At 59.7% G+C, this 16,619-nt stretch carries 14 protein-coding genes; 8 read left to right on the forward strand and 6 right to left on the reverse strand.

Annotated features, from left to right (window positions below):
* Positions 1-142: 142 nt before the first annotated feature.
* The 4 genes from MO767_RS03645 to aspA form a co-directional block, all read right to left on the reverse strand.
* Entirely contained in the window at positions 143-1,135 is a 993-nt protein-coding gene (locus tag MO767_RS03645; protein ID WP_282479446.1) for an AraC family transcriptional regulator, read from the reverse strand.
* Positions 1,136-1,239: 104 nt separating this feature from the next.
* A complete protein-coding gene (locus MO767_RS03650; RefSeq protein ID WP_282479447.1) occupies positions 1,240-2,244 on the reverse strand; it encodes an asparaginase in 1,005 nt (334 codons plus the stop codon).
* Positions 2,245-2,343: 99 nt separating this feature from the next.
* A complete protein-coding gene (locus MO767_RS03655) occupies positions 2,344-3,795 on the reverse strand; it encodes an alanine/glycine:cation symporter family protein (RefSeq protein WP_282479448.1) in 1,452 nt (483 codons plus the stop codon).
* Between the two features lie 482 nt (positions 3,796-4,277).
* Positions 4,278-5,702 carry an aspartate ammonia-lyase gene (aspA, locus tag MO767_RS03660; protein ID WP_201184599.1) on the reverse strand — a complete coding sequence of 475 codons (1,425 nt, stop codon included), beginning with the start codon at positions 5,700-5,702 and terminating at the stop codon, positions 4,278-4,280.
* A 180-nt stretch (positions 5,703-5,882) separates the two neighbouring features.
* On the opposite strand from aspA, the gene MO767_RS03665 reads away from it, so the two are divergent.
* The 5 genes from MO767_RS03665 to MO767_RS03685 all read left to right on the forward strand — a co-directional run bounded on the left by MO767_RS03665 (position 5,883) and on the right by MO767_RS03685 (position 9,696).
* The gene (locus tag MO767_RS03665) at positions 5,883-6,800 is read left to right on the forward strand and encodes a LysR substrate-binding domain-containing protein (protein ID WP_282479449.1); all 918 of its coding nucleotides are present in this window, start codon (positions 5,883-5,885) and stop codon (positions 6,798-6,800) included.
* A gap of 331 nt (positions 6,801-7,131) precedes the next feature.
* Positions 7,132-7,623, forward strand: coding sequence for a 5-(carboxyamino)imidazole ribonucleotide mutase (gene purE / locus MO767_RS03670; protein ID WP_008150032.1), 492 nt, complete (start codon positions 7,132-7,134; stop codon positions 7,621-7,623).
* 11 nt (positions 7,624-7,634) lie between these two features.
* Positions 7,635-8,717 carry a 5-(carboxyamino)imidazole ribonucleotide synthase gene (locus MO767_RS03675; RefSeq protein WP_282479450.1) on the forward strand — a complete coding sequence of 361 codons (1,083 nt, stop codon included), beginning with the start codon at positions 7,635-7,637 and terminating at the stop codon, positions 8,715-8,717.
* Between the two features lie 107 nt (positions 8,718-8,824).
* Positions 8,825-9,070, forward strand: a complete 246-nt coding sequence (locus MO767_RS03680; protein WP_129439888.1) for a GlsB/YeaQ/YmgE family stress response membrane protein — start codon at positions 8,825-8,827, stop codon at positions 9,068-9,070.
* 89 nt (positions 9,071-9,159) lie between these two features.
* On the forward strand, positions 9,160-9,696 hold the full coding sequence (locus MO767_RS03685) for a DUF3299 domain-containing protein (protein ID WP_282479451.1): 537 nt from the start codon (positions 9,160-9,162) through the stop codon (positions 9,694-9,696).
* A gap of 134 nt (positions 9,697-9,830) precedes the next feature.
* Here MO767_RS03685 and MO767_RS03690 read toward each other — a convergent pair whose 3' ends face one another.
* Together MO767_RS03690 and MO767_RS03695 are read right to left on the reverse strand one after the other, a co-directional pair.
* Positions 9,831-10,730, reverse strand: a complete 900-nt coding sequence (locus MO767_RS03690; protein ID WP_282479452.1) for a D-hexose-6-phosphate mutarotase — start codon at positions 10,728-10,730, stop codon at positions 9,831-9,833.
* 57 nt (positions 10,731-10,787) lie between these two features.
* Positions 10,788-11,192, reverse strand: a complete 405-nt coding sequence (locus MO767_RS03695; RefSeq protein WP_003177184.1) for an acyl-CoA thioesterase — start codon at positions 11,190-11,192, stop codon at positions 10,788-10,790.
* Positions 11,193-11,556: 364 nt separating this feature from the next.
* On the opposite strand from MO767_RS03695, the gene MO767_RS03700 reads away from it, so the two are divergent.
* The 3 genes from MO767_RS03700 to MO767_RS03710 all read left to right on the forward strand — a co-directional run bounded on the left by MO767_RS03700 (position 11,557) and on the right by MO767_RS03710 (position 16,613).
* Positions 11,557-12,855 carry an MFS transporter gene (locus MO767_RS03700; protein WP_282479453.1) on the forward strand — a complete coding sequence of 433 codons (1,299 nt, stop codon included), beginning with the start codon at positions 11,557-11,559 and terminating at the stop codon, positions 12,853-12,855.
* A 244-nt stretch (positions 12,856-13,099) separates the two neighbouring features.
* On the forward strand, positions 13,100-14,101 hold the full coding sequence (locus MO767_RS03705) for a phosphate ABC transporter substrate-binding protein PstS (RefSeq protein ID WP_282479454.1): 1,002 nt from the start codon (positions 13,100-13,102) through the stop codon (positions 14,099-14,101).
* 478 nt (positions 14,102-14,579) lie between these two features.
* Positions 14,580-16,613 (forward strand): ABC transporter permease subunit, encoded by a 2,034-nt coding sequence (locus MO767_RS03710; protein WP_282479617.1) that lies wholly within the window; start codon positions 14,580-14,582, stop codon positions 16,611-16,613.
* Positions 16,614-16,619 lie beyond the last annotated feature (6 nt).

The following is a 16,619-nucleotide window of genomic DNA, read 5'->3' on the forward strand; positions in this document are numbered from 1 at the left end:
GTCTTGCGGCGCGCGGCGTTTGAGAGAACGGCAGGAAAGGCCAAAAGGGGATCGATATGGCCAAAACATTTGACCGAATTTCGCCCCTTATTGGCGCGGGTGTGGTCCAGCTCAGAGCATGGGAACGATCATTGGTGCTGGGTCAGGGCCGGAACTGACTCGGCGCCACGCCGCTCCAGCGCACAAAGGCATGGCGGAAACTCGCGGTCTCGCTGAAACCCAATGCCTCGGCGATTTGATAGATCGGCAGTTGGTCCTCACACAGCATTTGTTTGGCCCGCTCGAATCGCAGCTCATCAAGCAATTCCTGATAGCTGCAGCCCAGATCCTTCAGGTGCCGACGCAAGGTGCGCGCCGAGCAATTCATCTGCTCGGCCAAACCTTCTAGGCCGGGCGCCGCATTTAACTGCGCGCTGAGCAGTTGGCGGATTCGCCCCAGCCACACCTGGCGACCCGTGAACTCGGTGTTCTGTTTGCGGCAGCGTTCGGCCATGGCCTGATGGGTGATGACATCGGCCAGTGGCAAGGGTTGATCGAGCCAGCGTTTATCAAAGGCGAAGGCGTTGGACGCAGCGTCGAACTGCAAGGGGCAATCGAAACGTTCGGTGTAGCGTGCCTGATAGTCCGGTGCCGGGTATTCGAAGCGGGCGCCAAGCAGCGGCAACGGTTGGCCGAGCAAGTCTTCGCAAGTGACCTTCATCGAAACCAGGCAAAACTCGACATTGAATGGCGCCAGCGCAGGTTTTTCCCGATAGTCGCCAGCAGTGAGCCAAATGCGCTCGTTATCCTCTTCCAGGCTCAACTCGAACAGTGTTCCTAATAGCGCCGGATAGTGCAGTGCCAGCCGCAAGGCGTCACCTAAAGTGGCGCTGGTGAGTAAGGCGTACCCGAGCATGCCGTAAGACGAAACATGCATTCGCCGGCCCAGTTCCAGGCCGATATCGTGGCGTAACGCGACGGCATTGGCACACACCAGCATTTCCTGGTTGGTGGTAATGCGCGTGTCCGCCCGGCTCAGATCCGCCGCGCTGATACCGCTTCCGGCGAGTAGTGCTTCGCTCGACAGACCTTCGGCCTTGAAGGTGTTGAGCACCAGGGAGACAGCGTTGAGGGTGGTGAGGTGGGAGTGGAGCATGGGGTGTTCCAGCCTTGGGATGCTGGAACGGCAGCAAGTTACATGCCTGACGATGATTCCCTGCGGGAGCGAGCAAGCTCGCTCCCGCAGGGTTTTGGGTTGTGTCAGCTGAGTTCGCCGCAGAGGTCGAGTTCTACAAGGCGCCGCACTTCAGCGGTGTCGAGCCCGGCGCCCAGCAAGCCATGCAATTTGCCGAACGCTGCTTCGCGGGTCATGCCGCCACCCGAAAGTACGCCAACGCCACGCAACCGGCTGCCGGCCTCGTAAACATCCAGCTCGACGCCACCTTCATGGCATTGCGTAACCGCCACCACCACAACACCCTTGTCCCGCGCCCGTTCCAGGCTGGCGAGAAACTCGGGGTTATCGCTTGGCCCGGTGCCGCTGCCGTAGCACTCCAGCACCAGGCCCTGAATGCCACTGTCGAGCAGGCCGTCCAGTATCTCGGCGCCGATGCCGGGGAACAGCGGCAGCACAGCGACTTTCGCCAGTTGCTTGGGCTGGTTGTAGGTCAGCAATAACGGTATTGAAGAAGCCTTCGCACCGCCACCCTGACGCTCAAGACGCTTGAACGGATGGCGACCGAAACTGCGCACCTTCGCGCAACGGGTCGGGTCCAGCAGTTCGCCGTGGAAGTACAGATGAACGCCCGGCGCCAGGCCTTGGCCCAGCGCAACCAGCGCACCGCTGAGGTTTTCCCAGGCGTCACTGTCAGTCACACCAGCCGGCAGCATGGAACCGGTGAACACCACGCGGGCATGCAGACCGAGTAATTGAAAACTCATGGCCGCCGCGCTGTAGGCGAGGGTGTCGGTGCCATGCAGGATCAGCACGCTGTCGCAACCCTGGACATCGACGGCGTCGACCACCGCTTCACGCAGTTGCTGCCAGTAAGCCGGGCTCATGTTGGCGCTGTCGATCAGCGGCGACATCTCGCGAAAGCGCCACTGCGGCACGACAAGGTCAGGCTGGCTGTGCAGATACTCGCGCATCCGTGCTTCGAAACCGGACGCCGGGGCCAGGCCGTGAGCACTGGCTTGCATACCGATGGTGCCGCCGGTGTAGAGCACCATGACGTGCTGGGCGGCAGGGTAGGTCGAGGAATTCATGGGGGTTCTCCGAGAACGATGACAGCTTGCGGTCGAGCATGACGCTGACCGCACACTGTGTCACGCCGGGCGCAGGGGGTGCGCCCGGTTTTTTACCGATCAGCGTTGCGCTGCAGGTACGCCTTGCGGCTCAGCCTCAGCCTTGGTGGCGGCCGCTGGCGAATTGGCTGGCCAGGCTTTCAAGTCCAGGTCCAGATCCGGGAACTTGCTCGAATCGAACACCGGCGTCTTGATCCCGGCCGCGCGCTGGTCATCGTAGTCACGCAGGATGCGCATGCCGACTTTGAACAGCAGGAACAGCGCGATCAGGTTCACAAACGCCAGCAGGGTCATGGTGATGTCAGCGAAGGCGAACACCGTGCCGAGGTTTTCGATAGCGCCCCAGAAGATCAACACCAGGACCAGTGCGCGGTAGCCGATCAGCGCCTTGCGGTTTTCACCGATCAGGAAACGCAGGTTGCTCTCGCCCAGGTAGTAGTTGTAGAGGATCGAGGTGAACACGAACAACGACAGGGCCACGGAAATGAAGCTGCGGCCCCAGTCACCGACTACGGCAGCCAGCGAGTTTTGGGTCAGGGCAATGCCGTCGCCTTCGAAGCCCGGGGTGTAGAAGCCCGAGAGCAGAATCAGCAACGCGGTGCAGGTGCAGATCACGAAGGTGTCGAGGAACACGCTGAACGCCTGAACCACACCTTGTGCCACCGGGTGCTCGACCGACGCGACCGCAGCCACGTTTGGCGCACTGCCCAGGCCCGCTTCGTTGGCGAACACGCCACGCTTCACGCCCATGACGATGGCGGTGCCGATCAGGCCACCGAAGGCCTGGTCGAGACCGAAGGCGCTTTTGACGATGGTCATCAGCATGCCCGGCACGTGGTCGAACTGCAGCACGATCACGTAGATGGTCACGCCGATGTACACCAGGGTTTTCACCGGCACCAACAGGTCAGCGACCTTGGCGATGCGCTTGATACCACCGATGAACACCAGACCCAGCAACACCGCCAGGGCCAGGCCCGTGTAAGTGGGGTCGAGGTCGAAAGCGTTTTTCAGCGAGTGGGTCACGGCGTGGGATTGCAGACCGTTGAAGGCGAAGCCGAAGGTGATCAGTAGCAGGAACGCCATGATCATGCCCAGCCAGCGTTTCTGCAGGCCGTGCTGGATGTAATAGGACGGGCCGCCACGGTACGTGCCGTCGGAGTCGCAGCGCTTGTAGAGCTGGCCGAGGGAGCATTCGAAGAAGCTGCTGGACATCCCGACCAGTGCGGTCACCCACATCCAGAACACCGCACCTGGACCACCCAGGGTCACGGCGATACCGACGCCGGCGATGTTACCCGCACCGACGCGACCGGCGAGGCTGAGCATCAGGGCCTGAAACGAACTGAGTTGGCCGGCGCTGCTTTTGAGGCTGTCGCCGAACACCGAGAACATGTGGAAGAAGTGACGCAATTGAACGAAACGCGAGCGGATCGTGAAGTAGCTACCGAGCCCGACAATGAGCACGATCAGTACTTTCCCTGAGAGGAAGTCGTTAATGACTTCGAGCATGGATTATTCCTCGCTGTTTTTTGTGTAGGCAAATGCTGTGCGGTCAGAAACATCGCGTTACACCGGTTTGCGCGCGGCAAAACAGGTGAGGCGAAGGTTCGTCCCGATTTCATATTGCGGGTTTGTTATTAGTTCGGGTTTCGCATGGGTTTGGGCCTCGTTACCGACGACCACTCACGCGAAGAGGGGCGGCACTATACCTATGAGCGTGCCGTCCGTCTGCACGGTTGTGGTGCAAGAATCGAAACGAGGTGCTGCCAAGATCAAAAGATCGCAGCCTTCGGCAGCTCCTACTAGAGCTGCCGAAGGCTGCGATCTTTGCGGTGTCAGACATATTCGCTATCCGCATAACAGTTAAAAAAAAGGGCTTGGGGAGTAAATCCCCAAGCCCTCAAAAGGTGAGAGGTGTCTAGTCCCTCGACCTGGTGAGCGTGGCGCTTCGTACTCTTCGTTAAAAGAGCAGGCGCCGGCGTTGCGTTCGGTTAAGCCTTCAGAGGCACCAGACGCGGAGCAATCATGTTTTCCGGGCGCAGGATGTCGGCGAGCATTTCGTCGTCGAGCAAGCCTTCTTCGCGCACCAGTTCCAGTACGCCGCGGCCGCTTTCGAGGGCGATACGGGCGATACGGGTGGCGTTTTCATAGCCGATGTACGGGTTCAGCGCGGTGACCAGACCGATCGAGTGCTCGACCAGTTCGCGGCAACGCTCTTCGTTGGCGGTGATGCCGACGATGCAGTGCTCGCGCAGCATGTCCATGGCGCGTTGCAGCAGGCGGATCGAGTCGAAGATCTTGAACGCGATCAGCGGCTCCATCACGTTCAATTGCAACTGGCCGCCTTCGGCTGCGATGGTCAGGGCCAGGTCGTTGCCGATGATCTGGAATGCCACCTGGTTAACCGCTTCCGGGATAACCGGGTTGACTTTGCCGGGCATGATCGAGCTGCCTGGCTGACGCGCTGGCAGGTTGATTTCGTTGATGCCGGTGCGTGGGCCGCTGGACAGCAGGCGCAGGTCGTTGCAGATCTTCGACAGCTTGACCGCGGTGCGCTTGAGCATGCCGGAGAACAGCACGAAGGCGCCCATGTCAGAGGTGGCTTCGATCAGGTCGGCAGCCGGAACCAGCGGTTGACCGCTGATCAGCGCCAGACGCTGAACGGCCAGGTGCTGGTAACGCGGGTCGGCGTTGATGCCGGTACCGATCGCGGTGCCGCCCAGGTTCACTTCGGTCAGCAGTTCAGGTGCCAGTGTTTTCAGGCGTGCCAGGTCTTCGCTCAATGTGGTGGCGAAGGCGCGGAATTCCTGGCCGAGGGTCATCGGCACGGCGTCTTGCAGCTGGGTACGGCCCATCTTCAATACGTGGCTGAATTCCTGGCCCTTGGCAGCGAACGCCTGGATCAGGCTGTCGAGGCTGGCCAGCAGCGCGTCGTGGCCCAGCAGCAGACCCAGACGGATCGCGGTCGGGTAGGCGTCGTTGGTCGACTGCGCCATGTTCACGTCGTTGTTCGGGTGCAGGTATTGATATTCGCCCTTCTGGTGACCCATGGCCTCCAGCGCGATGTTGGCGATGACTTCGTTGGCATTCATGTTGGTTGAAGTGCCAGCGCCGCCTTGAATCATGTCCACCACGAACTCTTCGTGGAAATCGCCGCGGATCAAACGTGCACAGGCTTCGCTGATGGCAGCGTGCTTGGCTTCGCTCAGGTGACCCAGTTCGCGGTTGGCGTCAGCGGCGGCCTGTTTGACCATGGCCAGGCCGACAACCAGCTTCGGGTAATGCGAAATCGGAACGCCGGAGAGACGGAAGTTGTTCACCGCTCGCAGGGTCTGGATGCCGTAATACGCTTGAGCAGGTACTTCGAGTACGCCAAGCAGGTCTTTTTCTGTGCGGAAAGATGCAGCGGAGGACATGATAGAAATCATCTCGATATGGACCCGGTCTGTGCCGGAACACTGCAAATGCTAGGCTTGTGGAGAATTTTGGGCCAATGCTGTTAAACACTAGCCTATGCACATTCGGCATAATGCCCGTGTGACGCCGTGTCTGCGGCGAGCGTGTGACCTAAATTGGTGCGTGTCCGGGAGGGCGTGATGAACCTTGAAAGTAAATGGCTTGAGGACTTTAGTGCTCTGGCCGCCACCCGCAGCTTCTCCCAGGCTGCCGAACGACGCTTCGTGACTCAGCCGGCATTCAGTCGACGGATCCGCAGCCTTGAAGCCGCGCTGGGGCTGACCCTGGTCAATCGCTCGCGCACGCCGATCGAACTGACGGCGGCGGGGCAGCTGTTTCTGGTCACCGCGCGGACAGTGGTCGAGCAGCTCGGTGAAGTGTTGCGACACCTTCATCACTTGGAAGGCGGGCAGGGCGAGGTGATACAGGTCGCCGCCGCTCACTCCCTGGCGTTGGGGTTCTTCCCGCGCTGGATCGCGCAATTGCGTAATGAAGGCCTGAACATCGCGACGCGCCTGGTGGCAACCAACGTCGGTGATGCGGTGCATGCCCTGCGCGAAGGCGGTTGTGATCTGATGTTGGCGTTCTATGACCCGGATGCCGCGATGCAGATGGACCCGGAGATTTTCCCGTCGCTGCACCTTGGCGACACCGAAATGCTCCCGGTTTGCGCAGCTGATGCCGACGGCAAGCCACTGTTCGATCTGGAAGGCGAAGGCAGTGTGCCGCTGCTCGCTTACAGCGCCGGTGCATTTCTCGGGCGTTCGGTGAACTTGCTGCTGCGTCAGCGTGCGCTGCGCTTCAGCACCATTTACGAAACCGCTATGGCCGACAGCCTTAAAAGCATGGCGCTGGAAGGATTGGGCATTGCCTGGGTGCCGCGGCTCAGCGTGCGCGCCGAACTGGCTCGCGGTGAACTTGTGGTTTGCGGCGGCCCGCAATGGCATGTGCCGCTGGAGATTCGCCTGTACCGCTGCGCGCTGGTGCGCAAGGCGAACGTGCGGTTGCTGTGGCGCAAACTTGAGGGTGGTGCCGCCCAAGGAACAACCGGATCCTGAGACCTGCGAATGTCTAATGTGGGAGTGAGCCTGCTCGCGAATGCGGTACATCAGTCGACATCAATGTTGCCTGACACAACGCTTTCGCGAGCAGACTCGCTCCCACAGTAGATTTGTGGTGTATTCCGTTGACCTTAAGGTCAATAAAACCGGCGCTTTGCGCCGTATGACAGATGGTCGTATCGGGGGCTGTTTATCTGCTTCATTGAGGTATACTGCGCGGCCTTCGGCCGGTTCGTCCGGCCATAATTCGTACAATCAAGCCACGCATTTTGCGTGGCTTGTTGTTTTTTGACGCGCCTGCGGGCGCCCAGAGAGAAGAGGCACGACGATGAGTGCACTGGTTGGCGTGATCATGGGCTCCAAGTCCGATTGGTCCACCCTTAGCCACACCGCCGATATGCTGGAAAAGCTCGGCATTCCTTACGAGGTGAAAGTGGTCTCTGCCCACCGCACCCCGGACCTGCTCTTCCAGTACGCCGAAGAGGCTGAGGCGCGAGGCATCGAGGTGATCATCGCCGGTGCTGGCGGCGCGGCTCACTTGCCAGGTATGTGTGCGGCCAAGACCCACCTGCCAGTGCTGGGCGTGCCGGTGCAGTCGTCGATGCTGTCGGGCGTCGATTCGCTGCTGTCTATCGTGCAGATGCCCGCGGGCATTCCGGTCGCCACCCTGGCCATCGGCAAGGCTGGCGCGATCAACGCAGCGTTGCTCTCGGCGAGTATCCTTGGCGCCAAGCACCCGCAGTTCCACGCGGTGCTGAAAAAATTCCGCGCTGAGCAGACAGACAGCGTCCTGGAAAATCCAGACCCACGCATCGCCTGAGGTTGTTGACGATGAAGATCGGTGTAATCGGTGGCGGCCAGTTGGGTCGCATGTTGGCGCTGGCGGGCACTCCGCTGGGCATGAACTTCGCTTTCCTGGACCCCGCGCCGGATGCTTGCGCAGCCGCGTTGGGCGAGCACCTGCGGGCCGATTACGGCGATCAGGATCACCTGCGTCAGCTGGCCGAAGAAGTCGATTTGGTGACTTTCGAGTTCGAAAGCGTCCCGGCCGAAACCGTGGCTTTCCTGTCGCAATTCGTCCCGGTCTACCCGAGCGCCGAAGCCCTGCGCATCGCTCGCGATCGCTGGTTCGAGAAGAGCATGTTCAAGGACCTGGGGATTCCCACCCCGGCGTTCGCCGACATTCAATCGCAAGCCGATCTGGACGCTGCCGTGGCTTCGATCGGTCTGCCGGCCGTGCTGAAAACCCGCACCCTGGGTTACGACGGCAAGGGCCAGAAAGTCCTGCGTAAACCTGAAGACGTGGTCGGCACGTTCGCCGAACTAGGCAGCGTGGCCTGCCTGTTGGAAGGCTTCGTGCCGTTTACCGGTGAAGTCTCGTTGATCGCCGTGCGCGCTCGCGATGGCGAAACGAAGTTCTACCCGCTGGTTCACAACACTCACGACAGCGGCATTCTTAAACTGTCCGTGGCCAGCACCGATCACCCGCTGCAAGCCTTGGCGCAAGACTATTCCAGCCGTGTACTCAAGCAACTGAACTACGTTGGCGTGATGGCGTTCGAGTTCTTTGAAGTCGATGGTGGCCTCAAGGCTAACGAGATTGCTCCGCGCGTGCACAACTCAGGTCACTGGACCACTGAAGGTGCCGAGTGCAGCCAGTTCGAAAACCACCTGCGGGCCGTTGCCGGTCTGCCGCTGGGTTCGACGGCCAAGGTCGGCGAGAGCGCGATGCTCAACTTCATCGGTAAAGTACCGGAGACCGAGAAAGTCCTGGCCATTGCCGATTGCCATCTGCATCACTATGGCAAGGCGTTCAAGGTCGGTCGCAAGGTCGGTCACGCCAACCTGCGCTGCGCCGACAAGGCCACGCTGGAGCAGCAGATCCTCAAGGTCGAAGCGCTCATCGCCGAATAGTTTCATGTGGCAGCGGCGGAACCATTCAGGGCCCGCCGTTCTCTCATGGCAGGATGCAGAAGTCTGACTAGGCTTTCGCATAGCCAAACCAATCAGAGGGAAATGCCATGGGAATTATCGGAACCATCTTTATCGGCTTGATCGTCGGCCTGCTGGCTCGGTTCTTGAAGCCGGGTGACGACAGCATGGGCTGGATCATGACCATCCTGCTCGGTATCGGCGGTTCGCTGGCGGCCACTTACGGCGGCCAGGCTCTGGGCATCTATCACGCGGGCGAAGGCGCTGGCTTCATCGGTGCGCTGGTCGGCGCGGTGGTGTTGCTGGTGATCTTCGGTTTGATCAGAAAGAACTGATCCAAAGCGACAAAGCCCCCTCTGCGCCGCACGCAGAGAGGGCTAGAATGCTCGGCGTTGCACCGTCCTCTCCTTTGCCGAGCACCTCCATGCGCCGTCTTTTGCTGACCTTCCTATTACTGGGTACGGGCCTTGCCCACGCCGGCGAACTGCCGGAAACCGATTGGCTCGAATTGATGCCAAAGTCGGACCAGAAAGCCCTCGAGGCAATGCCCGAAATCGACCACAACTCCCCCGAATCCAATGGCACCTTTACCCAAAAGGGTGGCATGAAGCAGAGCAAGGGCTTGCCGGCGGTGATGTATTCGACCAAAACCGTGCCGTCGATGAACGACAAGAACATCCGCATCGGTGGTTATCCGGTGCCGCTGGAATCCGACGCCAAGGGCCGCAGCACGCTGTTTTTCCTCGTGCCGTATCCGGGCGCCTGCATCCACGTGCCGCCGCCACCACCTAATCAATTGGTGTTGGTGCGTTATCCGAAAGGTTTGAAGCTGAATGACATCTATACACCGCTGTGGGTGACCGGCACGCTGAAGGTCGAGAAGGTCAACAACGACCTGGCTGACGCAGCGTATGCGCTGGATGCGGCGAAGGTGCGGGTGGTAAAGGAATCAGATCTGTAACGCGTATCGAGCCTGACAAAGATCAACTGTGGGAGCGAGCTTGCTCGCGATGAGGCCATAACATTCAGCATCTATGTTGACTGTTATACCGCCATCGCGAGCAAGCTCGCTCCCACAATGTTCTATGGTGTTGCTTATAGGGGTTTGCTGCCGATGCTGACGCCGAGGGTATGACTGGCGCCCGGCGCCAGCGTCACCACATCATCCATCACATTCGCCGTTTCAATGCACAGCATGCGCTGCCAGCCATCGTCGGCCATGTCACTGAACGCCGCAGCGCGTTCAATCCACGGATTCCAGATCACCGCCGAGCGTGAGCCGCTGCTGGTCAGCTCGATGCGCCGTTCCCAGGCCGGATCGACAATGCTCAGCTTCGCCGGGGTATTGAGATAGATACGATCGGTCTCGCCGACAAAACGCAGATCGCCGGTCTGAGTGACTGTTCTCCAGTCGTCCAGGGTTTCGATGTAACTCAAGCCATCCAGCCCTTCGACATGCACTTCGCGTACATCGCTGACCGCGAAATAGCTGTGCAGCGCCTGGCTGATGGTGACTTTGTCAGCGCCCTGGTTATGGCTGGTCAGGTTGATGTGCAGTTGCTCATCCAGACGAATGCTCAGCTTCAAATCCACTTGATGCGGCCAGCCGGGCAAGCCGCCTTCAGGGTAAGGCAGAACAAACTCCACCTTGAGGCTTTCGCCCTCGGTTTCAATGCCGCCCAGTTCCCAGTCCATCGCCCTTACCAGCCCGTGGGCGGTCGGCGCTTCGTTGCTGACGCGCATCGCCTGAACGCTCTGCGGGTTGCGCGGCAAGTTGCCGAACCACGGCCAGCACACCGGAACCCCGGCGCGGATGCTCTTGCCAGTCTTGAACACTGCCTCGTCGTTGAGCCAGATCAGCGGCGGTTGCCCGGCCACTTGATAACTGAGGATGTGCGCGCCCTGCTGGGCAACCAGCAGTTCGGCCTGACCGTGGCGGATGCGCCAGCAGTTCAGTTCATCCAGTTTCACGGCTTCAACGTTGGGCGTGCTCATGTGGCAACTCTCGATCAGGAACAATGACTGCAATGGACCGCAGAAAGGTCGCAGTGTTTAACGAGCTCTAGGCGGAACCGAACGGGTGCGACCGCTGCCGTCGATGGCGACGAACACAAACACGGCTTCAGTCACTTTACGCCACTCGCTGGACAGCGGATCGTCACTCCAGACTTCGACCATCATCTGAATCGAGCTGCGGCCGATTTCCAGCGCCTGGGTATAGAAGGAGAGCTGAGCGCCCACCGCTACCGGAACCAGAAATGCCATGCGGTCGATCGCAACCGTAGCCACGCGGCCACCCGCGACTTTGCTGGCCATTGCGGTGCCGGCCAAATCCATCTGCGACACCAGCCAACCGCCGAAAATATCGCCAAAGCCGTTGGTTTCGCGGGGAAGCGCGGTAATTTGCAGGGCCAGGTCGCCTTGCGGGATTGGATCTTCTTGTTCGAGCTCTATCATGCCGGGGGTGCCTCTGACCCGTGACTCTCATTGGTACTTCAGGTGAATAGCCGTCTCAAGGAAAAACGATTCAGCCCCGAACATACTACGTTCGTCACGTTTTTCGTAAGGCGCCTAAAGGGAAACTCTGCGAAATCGGCTGACAGCTGCCAACGACGTTTTCGCACAGCAACCCCTTACAAGCAGATGCAGGATTGCGAGTATATCGGTCGGTAGACTCCGAGACGACCGTCCGGTTCTCATTTCGACCGTCAAATACGCACCTCTATGTGCTTTTTCGAACAATTTGTTATCGTGCCGGACCTGCCCAAGCCTCAGCCAGCGTTGTTGGGGTTGCAGATCCGACTATAAGAGAAGCCTTGCCATGACCACAGCGCCCTCGAGCATCGCGCAGTCCACTCAATCCGCACGTCCGCTGACCCGCAGTGATTACAAGACTTTGTCGTTGTCTGCCCTGGGCGGTGCGCTGGAGTTTTACGATTTCATCATCTTCGTGTTCTTCGCCACGGTGGTCGGCAAGCTGTTCTTCCCGGCCGACATGCCCGAGTGGCTGCGCTTGATGCAGACCTTCGGGATCTTTGCCGCCGGCTACCTGGCGCGGCCACTGGGCGGCATCGTCATGGCGCACTTCGGCGACCTGCTGGGACGCAAGAAGATGTTCACCCTGAGCATTTTCATGATGGCGGTGCCGACCCTGATCATGGGCCTGCTACCGACTTACGCGCAGATCGGCATGTGGGCGCCGATCCTGTTGCTGCTGATGCGGGTGATTCAAGGCGCTGCGATTGGCGGTGAAGTGCCGGGCGCGTGGGTATTCGTTTCCGAACACGTACCGCAGCGTCATATCGGTTATGCCTGCGGCACCCTGACCAGCGGTCTGACGGCTGGCATCCTGCTGGGCTCGCTGGTCGCCACCGCGATCAACAGCATTTACACCCCGGTCGAAGTCTCGGATTACGCCTGGCGGATTCCGTTCCTGCTGGGTGGCGTATTCGGCCTGTTCTCGGTTTACCTGCGCCGCTGGCTGCACGAGACCCCGGTGTTCGCCGAGCTGCAACTGCGCAAGGCCCTGGCAGAAGAAGTGCCGCTGCGCGCCGTGTTGCGCGACCATCGCGGGGCGATCCTGATTTCCATGCTGCTGACCTGGCTGCTGTCCGCCGGCATCATCGTGGTCATCCTGATGACCCCGGCCGTGCTGCAGACTGTCTACCACTTCTCGCCAACCACCGCGTTGCAGGCCAACAGCCTGGCGATCGTGTTTCTGAGCCTGGGCTGCGTCGCCTCCGGTGCATTGGCTGACCGCTTCGGCGCGGGTCGTGTCTTCGTGTTCGGCAGTGCTGCGTTGCTGATCAGTTCGTGGACCTTCTATCACAGCCTGTTCAACCACCCGGACTGGCTGTTCCCGATGTACGCCTTGACCGGCTTGCTGGTCGGCACCATCGGTGCAGTGCCGTATGTGATGGTCAAAGCATTCCCGGCGGTGGTGCGCTTTAGCGGGCTGTCGTTCTCCTACAACCTGGCCTACGCCATCTTTGGCGGCCTGACCCCGATGGTGGTGACGCTGCTGCTGAAGGAAAGCCCGATGGGGCCGGCCTATTACGTAGCGATCATTTGCGGTGTCGGGATTTTGGTGGGTGCTTATCTTTGGAAGAAGGGGCGTTAAACCGACGCCTTTTCATCGACTGCACTGGCCTCATCGCGAGCAAGCTCGCTCCCACATTGGTTCTGTGTTTAACGCAGATCCCCTGTGGGAGCGAGCTTGCTCGCGATGAAGTCGACGCGAAATATCCTGCAAAAAAGCCAAATGGTGGCCTTTCATCCAATTGTCATATTTCAGCCATAGAGTGTTCACACGGCCTGCTGATACTTGGCCCCGACTTAACACACCTATCTGCTAGGAGTAAGGCATGAAACTGAAGCGTTTGATGGCGGCAATGACTTTTGTCGCTGCTGGCGTTGCGACTGCCAACGCGTTCGCCGCTGTTGACCCGTCGATCCCGAGCTACACCAAAACCACTGGTGTGTCGGGCAACCTGTCCAGCGTCGGGTCCGATACCCTGGCCAATCTCATGACCCTGTGGGCTGAGAACTACAAAAAAGAATACCCGAACGTAAACATCCAGATTCAGGCCGCTGGCTCCGCCACTGCGCCACCTGCGCTGACTGAAGGCACCTCTAACCTGGGCCCGATGAGCCGCAAGATGAAGGACACCGAACTGGCTGCCTTCGAGCAGAAGTACGGTTACAAGCCAACCGCAATCCCGGTTGCCGTGGATGCCCTGGCTGTCTTCGTTCACAAAGACAACCCGATCCAGCACCTGACCATGGAACAAGTCGACGCGATCTTCTCGTCCACTCGTCTGTGCGGCGCCAAGACCGAAGTCAAAACCTGGGGTGATCTGGGTGTGACCGGCGACCTGGCCAACAAGCCGGTTCAGCTGTTCGGTCGTAACTCGGTTTCCGGCACCTACGGCTACTTTAAAGAAGAAGCCCTGTGCAAAGGCGACTACAAGCCAAACGTCAACGAACAACCTGGCTCGGCTTCGGTCGTCCAGTCGATCAGCTCCTCGCTGAACGGCATCGGTTACTCGGGCATCGGCTACAAAACCGCTAGCGTGAAAACCGTTGCTCTGTCGAAGAAAGGCAGTACCGAGTTCATCGAAGACACCGAAGAAAACGCACTGAACGGCAAATACCCGCTGTCGCGTTTCCTCTACGTTTACGTCAACAAAGCCCCGAACAAGCCTCTGGCCCCGCTGGAAGCCGAGTTCGTGAAACTGGTTCTGTCCAAACAGGGCCAGGAAGTTGTGGTGAAAGACGGCTACATCCCACTGCCAGCCAAGGTTGCTGCAAAAGCACTGGCTGACCTGGGTCTGCAGGAAGGCGGCGCTGAAGTCGCAAAAAAGTAAAACCCTGAGTCCGGGGTAAACCCGGACTCTGTAGGAGCTGTCGAGTGAAACGAGGCTGCGATCTTTTGATCTGGCCTCTAACCGCAAGATCAAAAGATCGCAGCCTCGGTTTCCTCGACAGCGCCTACACCCCCAAATTTTCGGTCCGCTGCCAGTTCCCACAGGCGGCGGATTTGTTGCGTCACCGCATTGTCATCTTTCTGTCATACAGGATCGCTAGGGTGTGCGAATGAATGATCTGGCCAATTCCACCATGACTACTAATCCCCCCAAGCGAATTGACTTCAATACGCCTGAGCTGCAACGAAAGCGCCGCATCCGCGCGCTCAAAGATCGCCTGACCCGCTGGTACGTCCTCGTTGGCGGCCTCGCCGTTCTCGGCGCGATCACGCTGATCTTTTTCTTCCTCGCTTACGTTGTCGCGCCCCTGTTTCAGGGCGCCGACTTGACCGTCAAGGACGCCATCACGCCCGCCTGGATGCAAGACGCCGGCAAGCCGTTGATGATCTCCCTGGAAGAACAGAACCAGGTCGCCATGCGGGTTTCCGACAAGGGCCAGGCGTTGTTCTTCGATATCGACAGTGGCGCTGAACTCAAGCGTGTCGATCTGTCGATTCCGGCCGGCACTACCGTGACCTCCATTGGCGAAGACCAACCAGGCCATCCATTGGTGGCGGTGGGCTTGTCCAACGGTCAGGCGCTGGTGTTCCGTCACACGTATAAAGTCAGCTACCCGGACGGCAAGAAAACCATCTCGCCAGCCATCGAATACCCATATGGCGAAACGCCGATTGCGCTGAACGAGGCGGGCGGTGCCCTGGAGCACATCAGCCTTAACGCCACCGACACAACCCTGATGCTGGTCGGTTCTACCGGTTCACAACTCAATGTTTTGTCGCTGACCAGCGAAGAAAACATGATGACCGGTGAAGTCACCAACGAGCAGAAGCGCATCGATCTGCCGCAGATGACCGAGCCGGTGAACAACATCTTCGTCGACCCACGTCAGCAGTGGCTGTACGTGATTAACGGTCGCGCCCAGGCCGACGTGTTCAGCCTGCGCGACAAGAGCCTCAACGGTCGCTACAAACTGCTGGATGACGGCGAAGCGCAGATCACTGCCAGTACTCAACTGGTGGGCGGCATCTCGCTGATCCTCGGCGATTCCAAGGGCGGTCTGGCCCAGTGGTTCATGGCTCGCGACCACGATGGCGAACTGCGTCTGAAGCAGATTCGTAACTTCCAGATGGGCACTGCGCCGATCGTTGAAATCACCGCTGAAGAACGTCGCAAAGGCTTCATCGCCCTCGATGCGTCCGGCAAGCTCGGCGTGTTCCACAGCACCGCCCACCGCACCTTGCTGGTGGATCAGGTGGTCGATGGCCAAGGCATTTTTGGCCTGTCGCCACGGGCCAACCGGGTGATCGTGGAGGCGGGCGGCAAGATTCAGCCGCTGCTGCTCGACAACCCGCACCCGGAAGTGTCGTGGAGCGCGTTGTGGAGCAAGGTCTGGTACGAGAACTACGACGAGCCTAAATACGTCTGGCAATCGACTGCCGCCAACACTGACTTCGAACCCAAGCTGAGTTTGTCTCCGCTGACTTTCGGTACGTTGAAAGCCGCGTTCTACGCCATGCTGCTGGCCGCACCTCTGGCCGTCGCCGCTGCAATCTACACTGCGTATTTCATGGCCCCGGGCATGCGCCGCAAGGTCAAACCGGTGATCGAACTGATGGAAGCGATGCCGACGGTGATCCTCGGTTTCTTCGCCGGCCTGTTCCTCGCACCGTATGTGGAAGGGCATTTGCCGGGCATCTTCAGTCTGCTGATGCTCTTGCCGATCGGCATTCTGGTAGCGGGTTTCACCTTCAGCCGCTTGCCTGAGTCCATCCGCCTGAAAGTGCCGGAAGGCTGGGAAAGCGCGATCCTGATTCCGGTGATCCTGTTCGTGGGCTGGCTCTCGCTGTACATGAGCCCGTACATGGAAACCTGGTTCTTCGGCGGCGACATGCGCATGTGGATCTCCCACGACCTGGGCATCACCTACGACCAGCGCAACGCACTGGTGGTCGGTCTGGCCATGGGCTTCGCGGTGATCCCGAACATCTACTCCATTGCCGAAGACGCCGTGTTCAGCGTGCCTCGCGGTTTGACCCTCGGTTCCCTGGCCCTCGGTGCCACGCCGTGGCAGACCATGACCCGCGTGGTGATCCTCACCGCCAGCCCGGGCATCTTCTCGGCGCTGATGATCGGCATGGGCCGTGCGGTCGGTGAAACCATGATCGTACTGATGGCCACCGGTAACACCCCGGTCATGGAAATGAACCTGTTCGAAGGTCTGCGAACGCTGGCCGCCAACGTCGCGGTGGAAATGCCCGAATCGGAAGTCGGCGGCAGCCACTACCGCGTGCTGTTCCTCTCGGCGCTGGTGCTGCTGTTGTTCACCTTCGTCATGAACACCCTCGCGGAACTGATTCGTCAGCGTCTGCGCAAGAAATACTCGTCGCTTTAAGAAAGG

The sequence above is a fragment of the Pseudomonas sp. UYIF39 genome, assembly GCF_029963765.1.
GTDB lineage: Bacteria > Pseudomonadota > Gammaproteobacteria > Pseudomonadales > Pseudomonadaceae > Aquipseudomonas.